This window comes from Roseburia rectibacter (genome assembly GCF_014287515.2).
Lineage (GTDB): Bacteria > Bacillota > Clostridia > Lachnospirales > Lachnospiraceae > Roseburia > Roseburia rectibacter.
Map to the genome: position 1 here is coordinate 127,754 of NZ_CP092473.1, position 12,873 is coordinate 140,626.

The window sequence follows — 12,873 nt, forward strand, 5'->3', positions numbered from 1 at the left end:
TTACGCTTTCCATTGTTCCTTTAATATTCCAAATCTGCACCAGAACATCTCCCTCTCTTTTTCCCTGCCTTCAAACCACTCATCTTTTATCTCAGCCCTCTGGTTCAGCCCGATCTTTTTCACCGCTTCCACCGCAGCCTCACGCTGTGATATTTTCCGGTTTCCGGTCGTCATGCAATTTGCACCATCTGGCGTATCATATGCCAAAAAAGTCTGGTTGAGATCCATCAGATCAAACAGGCGTACCGGCTGGTTTGTGCGGTTGTCCACCAGAAATCCCCAGTTTCCCCAGTGGCGGTCCGTGTTACCAATCAGGTAATCGAGCAGGTTCATCATGTAGTAGGAATATGCATCCAGCTTTAACACGAAATCCATAACGTGAATGTCATGATTTGCTGCATAGATTTCAAATGCCTCCATCGATACCATGCTGTAATCCACCGACGTAATGATCCTGCTTTTTGAAACTTTCTGTCCGTCAAAAATGCTTTCTTCATAAAGCACCTGTCTACATTCAAAACAGCGGTAGATCTTACTTGCAAGAATTTCATTCTCCACAGCCCTGCTGTTTCCATCTTTTAAAAGTGCAAATGAATTTTTCTCTCTGATCCACGCTTTTGGAAACACGCCATTGGTTGAGAGATCGTCCGCAATCAGGTAACTGTTCTCTACGGCCATCTGTTTTCCTCTCAGGGAAATATCCACAAGTGCATTATCCAGATGATTTTCAAAAAGATTGATCTGTGAAAATGTGATATTCTCCCCTTTTTCCCGAACCCAGAAAATATCAGTCAGTGACAGACAGTGATAGGACAGCGCTATTTTGGCACGGTCACGGTCGGTCTGCGCCTGCAGTGCTCCGATACTGTTTAAAATTTCCTTTGCATAGACACGGTCAAGTGTCAGAACACGGGTTGCACACCAGTAATAAAAATTTGTGAGGTTATCCATGCGGATATCGAGATCATCATTTTCTGCTGTATCCTCCAGATAAATGGAAAAGGGCAGAAACACCCTGTCCAAAACTGTGCATACTCCGTTCGTCCCAATGTCTGCTACTATCTTTTCGCCATGCATTAGTTCATACACTGTTTTTTCCATTCAGCTTCTGCCCTTTCTTCACTATACGGTTATCTATTCTTCCTCATCCTCGGAACCATCAGCCTCTGCGCGCTCTAACAGTTCTTTCATCAGCTCGTCGTCTGTCTCTGTATTTTCTACCGATGCCTTTTTTGCATTTTCCGCAGCGATGGCTGCACTTTCCTTTTCTTCCTCCTCACTGAGCAGTTCGGATGTGTCTGCATTGTCGATCAGACTCTTATCCTCACGCACTTTTGCGATACTTGCCACCGTGACATTCTCATCTAAGTTGATGAGTTTGACACCGGAAGTAATTCTTCCGAGCAACGTTGTATCACTGACTTTGATACGGATAATAATTCCTTCGGTGGTGATCAGCATCAGTTCATTGTCCTGGTTTACCGCTTTCACGCCGACAATATTTCCGGTCTTTTCGGTGATCTTGTAACATTTTACACCCTTACCACCACGGTTCTGCGTGGTAAATTCGGAGATCAGTGTACATTTTCCAAGACCTTTTTCTGAAACGATCATGAGTGCATCCCCCTGGGACTGCATCTGCATACCGATAACTTCATCCCCATCCGTAAGATTCATACCGATGACTCCCATGGAAGTACGGCCTGTCTTTCTTACATCTGTCTCTTTAAACCGGATACACTGACCATATTTCGTCACTAAGAAAACATCCTGATTGTTATCTGTCTTTTTTACCTCGATCAGCTCATCATCTTCCCTTAAACTGATCGCAGCAAGTCCTGTCTTTCTGACATTTGCATAGTCGGTGATCGGTGTTTTCTTCACAATGCCTTTCTTTGTCGCCATGAACAGGAAATGTCCTTCCGTGTATTCACGAATCGGGATAACTGCCGTAATTTTCTCGCCCGGCTGGAGCTGGAGCAGGTTCACGATCGCAGTTCCCCTTGCGGTACGGCTTGCCTCCGGGATCTCGTAAGCCTTGATACGGTATACACGTCCGGTGTTTGTGAAGAACATCATGTAGTGATGGGATGTCGTCATCAAAAGTTCTTCGATGTAATCGTCATCGATCGTCTCCATTCCCTTGATTCCCTTACCGCCACGGTTCTGTGCGCGGAAATTGTCAAGGCTCATGCGCTTGATGTAACCTAACTTTGTCATGGTAATGACGGTATTTGTTACCGGGATCAGATCCTCCATGGAAATGTCGTACTCGTCAAATCCGATCGATGTTCTTCTGTCATCGCCGTATTTATCCGCAATAAGCAGAATCTCCGTACGGATCACGCCGAGCAGTTTTTTCTTGTCTGCCAAAATTGCACGCAGTTCTGCAATGCGGTCCATCAGCTCTGCATACTCTGCTTCGAGTTTCTCGCGTTCCAGACCGGTCAGTGCACGCAGACGCATATCTACAATTGCCTGTGACTGTGCATCGCTTAAGGAGAAACGCTCCATCAAACGTGATTTTGCTTCCTGTGTATTCTGGCTGCTCCTTATAATGCTGATGACTTCATCAATATTGTCAAGTGCGATCAGCAAGCCCTCTAAAATGTGGGCACGCTCTTCGGCTTTATTTAATTCGTATTTGGTTCTTCTGGTAACAACCTCTTCCTGATGGATCAGGTAATACTTTAACATGTCGTAGAGGTTTAATACCTTCGGCTCGTTATTGACAAGCGCTAACATGATCACACCAAATGTATCCTGAAGCTGTGTATGTTTGTAAAGTAAATTAAGTACTACATTTGGATTGACATCACGACGGAGTTCAATACAGATACGCATACCCTGACGGTCTGACTCATCACGAAGATCTGTGATCCCGTCTACTTTCTTATCACGCACTAACTCTGCGATTTTTTCGATCAGTCTTGCTTTGTTGACCATGTACGGAAGTTCCGTTACCACGATACGGTTCTTGCCGTTTTGCATTGGTTCGATATCTGTAATAGCACGCACGCGGACTTTTCCACGTCCGGTACGGTAAGCCTCATTGATTCCGGCTGTTCCAAGGATCATTCCTCCGGTAGGAAAATCCGGTCCCTTGACAATAGAGAGTAATTCTTCGATGTCGGTATCGCGGTCCTCCTCAACTTTGTTGTCAATGATCTTTACCACGGCATTGATAACTTCGCGCAGGTTGTGCGGCGGAATGTTGGTCGCCATACCAACGGCAATACCGGTAGTTCCGTTTACCAAAAGGTTCGGATAACGGGATGGCAGAACGGTAGGTTCTTTCTCCGTCTCATCAAAGTTTGGCACGAAATCAACGGTGTCTTTTCCGATATCAGCAAGCATTTCCATGGAAATTTTGCTGAGACGTGCCTCCGTATATCGCATGGCAGCCGCGCCATCGCCGTCCACGGAACCAAAGTTTCCATGACCGTCAACTAACGGATATCTGGTCGACCACTCCTGTGCCATATTTACAAGTGCTCCGTAAATAGAACTGTCTCCATGCGGATGGTATTTACCCATCGTATCACCGACGATACGCGCACATTTACGATGCGGCTTATCCGGACCATTGTTCAGCTCTATCATTGAGTAAAGCACACGGCGCTGTACCGGTTTTAAACCATCCCTGACATCAGGGAGCGCACGCTGTGCGATAACACTCATGGCATAATCGATATAGGATGTTTCCATCGTTTTTTTCAAATCGACGTCATGAATCTGATCAAAAATTTTATCATCCATCTGATTTCTTCTCCATTTCTAACTCGTCTCTGTCATCCGGATATCTGCAGCCGGATCACATATTTCAAAAATCCGGCTGTACCGATCTGTTAAATATCCAGATTCTGCACGTATTTTGCATTTTCCTCAATGAACTCACGTCTCGGCTCTACTTTATCGCCCATTAAGGTCGTAAATGTCACATCAATCTCGGAAGAATTTTCCTCATCGATCATGACACGTTTCAAAATACGTTTCTCCGGATCCATAGTTGTCTCCCAGAGCTGCTCAGCATCCATCTCTCCAAGTCCTTTGTATCGCTGGATCTTGTTGTTGCTGTCACGACCGATCTCAACCAGAATATTATTTAACTCGTTATCATCGTACGCATACCAGATATTTTTATTTTTCTCAATCTTATAAAGTGGCGGCGTTGCAAGATATACATGTCCCTGCTTGATAAGCTCCGGCATAAAACGATATAAAAATGTCAGCATCAGGGTCGCAATATGGGCACCGTCGACATCGGCATCTGTCATAATAATAATTTTATCATAACGCAGCTTGGAAATATCAAAATCCTCATGGATTCCGGTACCAAACGCAGTGATCATCGCTTTGATCTCGGCATTGCCATAAATCTTATCCAGTCTTGCTTTTTCTACATTTAAGATTTTACCACGCAGTGGAAGGATTGCCTGGGTTGCACGGCTTCTTGCTGTCTTTGCAGAACCACCCGCAGAATCTCCCTCGACGATGAAAATCTCACAGTTTTTCGGATCTTTGTCTGAACAGTCCGCAAGTTTTCCCGGTAAAGAAGTACCCTCTAAGGCTGTTTTTCTTCTGGTCAGATCACGCGCTTTTCTTGCTGCTTCTCTTGCACGCTGTGCGAGCAGTGATTTTTCACAGATACTCTTTGCGACCGTCGGATTCTGCTCTAAGAAATAAGTGAGCTGTTCACTTACCACGGAATCGACTGCTCCACGCGCCTCACTGTTTCCGAGCTTCTGTTTTGTCTGTCCCTCAAACTGTGGCTCTTCGATCTTGATACTGATGATCGCAGTCAGTCCCTCACGGATATCATCACCGGTCAGTGCAGGTTCGGAATCTTTTAAAATCTTATTTGCTCTTGCATAGGAGTTAAATGTTTTTGTCAGCGCATTACGGAATCCGGCAAGGTGCGTACCACCTTCCGGTGTAATGATATTATTTACAAAACTGTATGTCGCATCATTGTAGGAATCATTGTGCTGCATGGCAACTTCGACATATACACCATCCCTGGTTCCCTCACAGTAAATGACATCCGGGTACAATGCTTCTTTGCTGCGATTTAAGTAAGTAACAAATTCCTTGATACCACCGGCATAGTGAAACTCATGACAATGATGGGATTCCTCTCTCGTATCCGTAAGTACGATGCGAAGTCCTTTTGTTAAAAACGCAGTCTCACGAAGACGCTGTTTTAAAGTGTCATAATCATAAACAGTCTCCTCAAAGATATCCGGATCTGGATGGAATGTAACCTTTGTGCCGTGTTTCTCCGGATCGCAGGTTCCGATCACTTTGACCGGTTCATCCGGTTTTCCGATATGATAACTCTGAAAATAAACCTGTCCCTCTTTATACACTTCGACACAAAGTTTGGTGGAGAGCGCATTTACGACTGATGCACCTACACCGTGCAAACCACCTGATACCTTATATCCGCCACCGCCGAACTTTCCGCCGGCATGAAGAACTGTATATACAACTTCAAGTGCTGATTTTCCAGCCTTATGGTTCATTCCAACCGGAATACCACGTCCATCATCTTCGACTGTAATAGAATTATCCGGATTAATGGTAACCTCTATGTTTTTACAATATCCGGCAAGTGCCTCATCCACGGCATTATCTACAATCTCATAGACCAAATGATGGAGTCCTCTCGCCGATGTACTGCCGATATACATACCTGGTCTCTTACGAACTGCTTCAAGTCCTTCCAGAATCTGGATCTGGTCAGCTCCGTATTCATTTGGATTTTCAATTTTCTCTGTTGCCATTCTGCTAACCTTGCCTTTCTATAACCTGACCTTTTTCAAATACCTGACCACTTATTACCTCAAAAACTTTATTGATCTCGAACCGGTTACGGATAAATTCATCCAGACCGGTACAGGTAATAATTGTCTGGGTGTCACATATACTGTTTAACAAATAATTCTGACGACTGCTGTCTAATTCTGATAAGACATCATCCAGTAAAAGTATCGGAGTATCATGGATTGATTTTCTTACCAGCTCTATCTCGGATAATTTTAAAGAGAGTGCAGATGTTCTCTGCTGTCCCTGTGAACCAAATTTGCGGATATCAACATCTGCAATGGAGAAAAGCAGATCATCACGGTGTGGTCCTACGGATGTCTGACACATTTTCAGATCACGCTGCCTTACCCGCTCTATCTCCTGCTCCATCATATCTGCCGAAACACTTGGTTCATAGGACAGAAAAAGTTCTTCCTTCCCACCTGATATCCGGTAGTGTATTTCATGAACAATTTCATTTAGTTCTTTTACAAACTGTTCCCTGCGCCTGATGATTTTTTTCCCGGTATCAATAAGCTGCATATCCCATACCGGAAGTGTATCCGATAATTCAGGACGATAAACCATATCTTTTAACAGTTTATTGCGCTGATTCAGAATTTTATTATAGTTCGACAGATCAGATAAATAGATCTTATCTAACTGACATAACTCAGCATCCAGAAAATGTCTGCGCTCTGATGGACCATTTTTTATGATATTCAGATCTTCTGGCGAAAAAAATACGATGTTCAATATTCCAAAAAGCTCACTCGCTTTTTTCATTGGTATTTTATTTACAGCGATTCCTTTGGAACGGTTGTGTTTTAAATGCATGTCAATCTGATATTGTTTGCCTTTTTTTAAAACCATAGTCCGAAGGTGTGCTTCGTTTGTTCCAAACCTGATCATCTCTTTATCTTTGCTTCCCTTGTGGGATTTGGTAGTTCCACTTAAGTAAGCAGCTTCTAAGATATTGGTTTTTCCCTGCGCATTATCACCAAATAAAATATTAGTCCCTTCATCAAACGAAATCTGGAGATTTTCATAATTGCGGAAATTGTTCAATTCAATGGATTGAATGATCATTTTGAGACTTTCACCGTTTCTCCGTTGTAGGAAATCACATCACCATCGTGGATTTTTTTTCCACGCTGATATTCTGTTTCGCCATTAACTTTTACTAAACCATCCTGGATGACAAATTTTGCGTCAACTCCGGATTCCACCAGACCGGCTTTTTTCAAAGCCTGTCCAAGTTTTATAAATTCATCTGATTCTCTGATCTGAATCTCTATCATGGAATTCCTTTCTATCGCCTTACGGCAATATCAATCAAAAAATGATTAGTTTGCAGCTGCATTGAAGTTAACCGGAAGAATCAGGTAAATAAATGTACCTTCATCATCTTTGATAAAACATGGAGCCTTTGGATTGACCATGTACAGTGTAACTTCCTCTTCGTCAATGACTCTTAATGCGTCAATGAAAAACTTCGGATTGAATCCGATCAGGATATCTTTTCCTTCTTTGGCTATATCAATATCTTCATTCATGGAACCAATAAATGAATTGATCTTCAGTTCCATGGAATCATCTGTGATATTCATGATGATCGGTTTTTTATCTCCTTCTTTGACAAGAAGAGTCGCACGGTCAATACAGTCTAACAGTTCGCGTTTGTTAATTTTAACTTTTGTTTCATAGTCGGAAGACAACATCTGTTCGATCTTAAAATATTCTCCTTCGATCAGACGCGAAACAACTGTCGTATTCTCAAACTCAAAAACAATGTGGTTGTCTGTCAGAAAAATAGATACTTCGTCTTCTGCACTTCCAGGAAGAATTTTGCTGACTTCCTGAAGTGTTTTTCCCGGAACGACAACTTTCTTGTGAGAATAATTATTTTTCAGTTCGATGTTACGGATTGAAATACGATGACCGTCGAGAGAAACAACTTTAAGGTCATTTTCTTCGATTTCAAACAATTCTCCTGTCATTAACTTGTTGTTATCGTTATCAGCAATTGAAAAAATTGTTTGACGAATGACTTCTTTTAAGGTGAACTGGGACATAATGATAGGTTCGTTACGTTCAATATATGGGATATAGGAAAAATCATCACCGGATTTACCGACAATGTTAAATTTTGCTTTTTCACAGGTGATCGTTGTTTTAAAAGATGCATCTGTTTCGATCGTGACATCACTGTCCGGAAGTTTACGGACAATCTCAGAAAAGATTTTTGCATCCAGTGCGATTACTCCGCGTTCTGCAATCTCACCTTCAATCTTAGTTTCAATTCCAAGTTCCATATCATTAGCGGTAAGTTTAATCTCATTTGCAGAAGCATCAATCAGAAGACATTCTAATATTGCCATGGTCGTTCTGGTAGGAACTGCTTTTGAAACAATATTAACGCCATGTAACAGATTAGATTTAGAACAAATTAATTTCATGTTGTAGATAACTCCTTCCTGGTGAAACGTAGTGGCTCGCCAAAACGTGTTCATAAAAAAATAAATAGAAATCCGCCGTAGTCGTCTTAGAGGCTGTTAATAAGTTGATAACCGCACAAAGCCTTAATTTTCAAGGGGTTCAAAAAAATTTGAGGTGGTATAACCCTGTGAAAACCATGCGGAAATTATCTTGAAATGATGTGAATTGAGGATGAAGCTCATAAATGCCATAAACAGGTTTTAAACATGAAAATGAGACTTGTCCATACGGAATTCACTTTAATTTAACAAGATATCCACAATTTTTCGTGTATAACTTCGAAAAACCTTGATAACTTTAGTTAGGATTGATCTTTTTCTTGATAGTTTCTATTAAATTGCGTGTATTTTCGTTTGATTCATACTCGTCGGCAATTTTTTTGATACCATGAATAATGGTGGAATGATCTCTTCCCCCAAGTAACTGCCCGATCGAATCAAGTGGTATGTCAGTCATATTTTTACAGAGGTACATTGCAATCTGTCTTGGTCTTGCGATTTCGTTACTTCTGTTTTTGGAGATCATCTGATCCAGCGAGATATTGAAGTGTTCAGTGACAACTTCGATTACCAGTTGAGGTGTGATCTCTCTTGGCTTGTCCGGTGTAATAATATTCTGAAGTTCTTTCATGGCGATTTCCATCGTGATATCAGTCTTTTCAAGATTGGAATAAGCCAGAAGTTTGTTTAAGGCACCCTCAAGTTCACGGATGTTTGATTTGATGTTCGTTGCAATATAATTTAGAATCTCATCACTGAGTTTCATGTCGTCTGCTTCGACTTTTCTCCGGAGGATCGCCATACGTGTTTCATAATCCGGCGTTCCGATATCAGCAATAAGACCCCATTCGAAACGAGATCGAATCCGGTCTTCTAAAGTTTCCATGTCTTTTGGTGGTTTATCAGATGTTAAGATAATCTGTTCGCCGGCAGAGTGGAGTGCATTAAATGTATGGAAAAATTCTTCCTGCGTACTTTCTTTACCAATGATAAACTGAACGTCATCGACCATCAGTACATCGATCGTACGATATTTTTCACGTAATTTGTTCATTGCTGAGGCATTACCACTTCGAATTGATTCAATTACTTCGTTGGTAAATTCCTCGGATGTAACGTAAAGTACTTTTGCATTCGGGTTTCTTTCTAATATAAAATGACCGATGGAATGCATAAGGTGAGTTTTTCCAAGTCCAGGTCCTCCATAAATATAAAGTGGATTGTATGCTTCGCCCGGAGATTCGGCAACGGCAAGTGACGCCGATTGGGCAAAACGGTTATTGCTGCCGACGACAAAAGTGTCAAAGGTATAGTTCGGATTAAGATTAGATCTGTCCGCTTTTTCGGAAAGTGCATTTTTTTTCGGTACACTGTTATTGCCGGTACGGATATTTTTTGTCTGTTCCGGCAGAATGAACTGAATCTCGTATTCTGTTCCTGTAAGCTCTGCGATCGTTACCTTTAAAGGAAGATAATATTTTTTTGAGATATAGCTCAGGGTCATTTGTTCAGATGGAACCAGTATATATAATGTATTACCCTCAACACCGTAAACTTCGAGCGGACGTATCCAGGTATCAAAAGAAATATCACTGATATCATGTTCATGTTTGACGGTTGAGAGAATCTCGTCCCATTTTTCTAAAATTTTATCCATTTTAATCCTCATTTTTGCGTTGTTTTCTAATGAAAAGAGTATTTTCATCTGCATGTGGATAGTTTTCCACATTAACGCCTATCATAAAAAATCCTACATAGTTCTATCCTACACTATTTTTTCGCTTTTATCAATGAAAAGTTTGTACAGGGTATTTCAAGTTAGGGTAAATGCAAAAAAATCCCGATTTGGGCAAAATAGAGAGCCTGAATAATAAAAATTTGTAGAAATAAAAAAAATATGTGTGAATAAGTCGAAAAAAGTTATAGACCGCTAAATACAAGGGGTTATACTGTTTATTAACACATTATCCGTGGATTATCCAGAAAATATCCACAAGTTATCCACAAATTGGGGATAACTTTGCAAACCCGCTAAAAATCGGCATTCTTTAACCCACATTTTTTAACATTTCATGGGGATAACTGTGGAAATGCAAATAACAAGATATAGAAAGATAGAGTTTCTTCCTTATATATATAGTGGTCAACATTTTCCACAAATGGATAAATGTTGAAATGTAGATAAGTAAAATCCAATCAATCAGAATTTTAGTGCTTGACTTGAAACATTTTTCTGTTATAATTGAAAATGATGTTTTTTAACTGAGAATATGCGTCTTAGGACGTTTTCTATCGCACCGTCATTTTTGGATGATGGTGAATGCCAGGCAGAGGAGGTGGATATAACATGAAGATGACATTTCAGCCGAAGAAAAGACAGAGATCAAAAGTTCATGGCTTCAGAAGCAGAATGAGCACAGCAGGCGGAAGAAAAGTATTGGCTGCTAGAAGATTAAAAGGTAGAAAGAAATTATCAGCATAGGCCACATTTTTGTGGTCTTTTCTTTCCTTAAGAAGAATGGATGAATAATGAGGTGGTGCATTTTGTACCACCTATTTGTTCATTCAAAGATATTTTATAAGAGAAGTAAGCAGACCTTCAAAACAGACAGAAGGTAATTGGTGCCTTAGGTAAATAATCAGAAAGGGCATACTAGGATGAAGTTTTCGGAATCATTAAAAAAGAACAGTGATTTCCAGAAAGTGTACAGACAGGGAAAATCCTATGCGAACCGTTATCTGGTAATGTATGTTCTGGAAAATCATACAGAAGGAAATCGTCTTGGCATATCCGTCAGTAAAAAAGTTGGAAACAGTGTTATCAGACATCATCTGACCCGGCTGATCCGGGAAAGCTACAGACTACATGAAGACATGTTCAATAATGGTTTGGATATTGTAGTCATCGCAAGAAGCACGGCACGCGATATCAGTTATCATGAAACAGAAAGTGCCCTGTTGCATCTTGGAGGTCTTCACAAAGTAATCAATCGTTAATTTCAGAAAAAAGAAGATGGAATCATTTTGAAAAAAATATTAATTGCTTTAATTAAGTTTTATAGAAAATATCTTTCTCCAATGAAAACGACAAAGTGTCCGTATTGTCCGACATGTTCTCTATATGGTTTAGAGGCAGTTGAAAAATATGGGGCAATAAAAGGAGGAGCACTTGCTTTATGGAGAATTTTAAGATGTAATCCTTTTTCAAAAGGTGGATATGATCCAGTTCCATAGCGGAGGTATTTACAAGTGTCAGATATGTTATTAACAGCATACAATGGTGCTATTTTAGGACCGATCGCCAAAGTACTTGGCTGGGTAATGAATGGTATTTATGCGTTGATGTCAATGATTGGTATTGAGAATGTTGGTCTTTCTATCATCATTTTTACAATCGTAATTTATGCGATTTTATTCCCGTTAACTTACAAACAGCAGAAGTTCTCAAAATTATCACAGAAGATGCAGCCTGAATTACAGGCAATCCAGAAAAAATATAATGGAAAAAAAGATCAGGCATCTATGATGGCAATGCAGGAAGAAACACAGGCAGTATACGAAAAATATGGTGTTTCCATGATGGGAAGCTGTGTTCAGATGCTGATCCAGATGCCATTACTGTTTGCACTTTACCGTGTATTTTTGAATGTTCCGGCATATGTATCCGGTGTAAAGAACAATTTCTCTGCACTGGTTGATGGAATTATGGCAACAAGCGGTTATCAGGATAAGATGACGCAGCTCGTTACAGATTTAAGAGTTATGACACAGCCGGCAGCAGACTTTACAGTATCAGATCCGACTGCACTTTCTAACTCTATTGTTGATGTTTTATATAAAATGAATTCGAATGGATGGGATACTTTAAAGAGTGCATTCCCTTCTTTAACGGATACCATTAATGCAACATATGATACAGTTTCACATGTAAATAACTTTCTGGGACTGAATATTTCAGATACACCATGGCAGGTTATGACATCTAATTTTGCATCACATAACTTTTTATTTGTAGTTTTAGCGCTGCTTGTACCGATCGTTTCTTATCTGACTCAGGTACTTAATATCAAGCTGATGCCACAGGCTGCTCCATCTAATGGCAATAATGAAAATGATATGGCTGCACAGCAGATGAAGATGATGAACCGTACAATGCCGATCTTCTCATTTGTAATGTGTTTTACAGTTCCTGTAGGTCTTGGTATTTACTGGATCGCCGGTGCGGTAGTTCGAAGTGTTCAGCAGTTCTTCTTAAATAAGCATTTTGAGAAGATCAACCTTGAGGATATCATTAAGAAGAATCAGGAGAAAGCAAAGAAAAAACGTGAAAAAATGGGAATTGCTGAAAATCAGATTTCCAATGCGGCAAAAATCAATACAAGACAGATCAATGAGCCGAAAAAAGAAGATAAAAAGTCCGGTATGAGTGAGGCACAGCGTGAACTTGAATTAGAAAAAGCAAATGCCACAAAAGCAAAGGCAAAAGCCGGAAGTATGGCTGCAAAAGCCAATATGGTTCGTGATTTTAATGAGAAAAACAGCAGAAAATAATAAGAAAGGACAGGGG

11 protein-coding genes are annotated in these 12,873 nt (G+C 40.5%); 4 read left to right on the forward strand and 7 right to left on the reverse strand.

What is annotated here, in order from left to right:
• The 7 genes from H8S51_RS00595 to dnaA all read right to left on the reverse strand — a co-directional run bounded on the left by H8S51_RS00595 (position 1) and on the right by dnaA (position 9,963).
• A complete protein-coding gene (locus tag H8S51_RS00595; RefSeq protein WP_186900473.1) occupies positions 1–1,101 on the reverse strand; it encodes a hypothetical protein in 1,101 nt (366 codons plus the stop codon).
• A 33-nt stretch (positions 1,102–1,134) separates the two neighbouring features.
• Complete coding sequence (gene gyrA, locus H8S51_RS00600; protein WP_006857736.1) at positions 1,135–3,759, reverse strand: DNA gyrase subunit A; 2,625 nt, start codon at positions 3,757–3,759, stop codon at positions 1,135–1,137.
• Between the two features lie 89 nt (positions 3,760–3,848).
• The gene (gene gyrB / locus H8S51_RS00605; RefSeq protein ID WP_186900474.1) at positions 3,849–5,786 is read right to left on the reverse strand and encodes a DNA topoisomerase (ATP-hydrolyzing) subunit B; all 1,938 of its coding nucleotides are present in this window, start codon (positions 5,784–5,786) and stop codon (positions 3,849–3,851) included.
• A 4-nt stretch (positions 5,787–5,790) separates the two neighbouring features.
• Positions 5,791–6,897 carry a DNA replication/repair protein RecF gene (recF, locus tag H8S51_RS00610; protein ID WP_186900475.1) on the reverse strand — a complete coding sequence of 369 codons (1,107 nt, stop codon included), beginning with the start codon at positions 6,895–6,897 and terminating at the stop codon, positions 5,791–5,793.
• Positions 6,894–7,109, reverse strand: coding sequence for an RNA-binding S4 domain-containing protein (locus tag H8S51_RS00615; protein WP_118209752.1), 216 nt, complete (start codon positions 7,107–7,109; stop codon positions 6,894–6,896). The genes recF and H8S51_RS00615 overlap by 4 nt, the downstream gene beginning before the upstream one ends.
• A 45-nt stretch (positions 7,110–7,154) precedes the next feature.
• Entirely contained in the window at positions 7,155–8,267 is a 1,113-nt protein-coding gene (gene dnaN, locus H8S51_RS00620; RefSeq protein WP_117920595.1) for a DNA polymerase III subunit beta, read from the reverse strand.
• Between the two features lie 337 nt (positions 8,268–8,604).
• Positions 8,605–9,963: a chromosomal replication initiator protein DnaA gene (dnaA, locus tag H8S51_RS00625; protein ID WP_241070820.1), complete on the reverse strand. Its 1,359-nt coding sequence runs from the start codon at positions 9,961–9,963 to the stop codon at positions 8,605–8,607.
• A gap of 690 nt (positions 9,964–10,653) precedes the next feature.
• Between dnaA and rpmH the strand changes: the two genes are divergently transcribed.
• From rpmH to H8S51_RS00645, 4 genes are all read left to right on the forward strand, one after another.
• Positions 10,654–10,788 (forward strand): 50S ribosomal protein L34, encoded by a 135-nt coding sequence (gene rpmH / locus H8S51_RS00630; protein ID WP_015561063.1) that lies wholly within the window; start codon positions 10,654–10,656, stop codon positions 10,786–10,788.
• Between the two features lie 176 nt (positions 10,789–10,964).
• Entirely contained in the window at positions 10,965–11,303 is a 339-nt protein-coding gene (gene rnpA / locus H8S51_RS00635; RefSeq protein ID WP_006857739.1) for a ribonuclease P protein component, read from the forward strand.
• Between the two features lie 27 nt (positions 11,304–11,330).
• On the forward strand, positions 11,331–11,540 hold the full coding sequence (yidD, locus tag H8S51_RS00640) for a membrane protein insertion efficiency factor YidD (protein ID WP_117920594.1): 210 nt from the start codon (positions 11,331–11,333) through the stop codon (positions 11,538–11,540).
• A 24-nt stretch (positions 11,541–11,564) separates the two neighbouring features.
• Positions 11,565–12,857 carry a YidC/Oxa1 family membrane protein insertase gene (locus tag H8S51_RS00645; RefSeq protein ID WP_117920616.1) on the forward strand — a complete coding sequence of 431 codons (1,293 nt, stop codon included), beginning with the start codon at positions 11,565–11,567 and terminating at the stop codon, positions 12,855–12,857.
• The last annotated feature ends 16 nt before the right edge of the window (positions 12,858–12,873 follow it).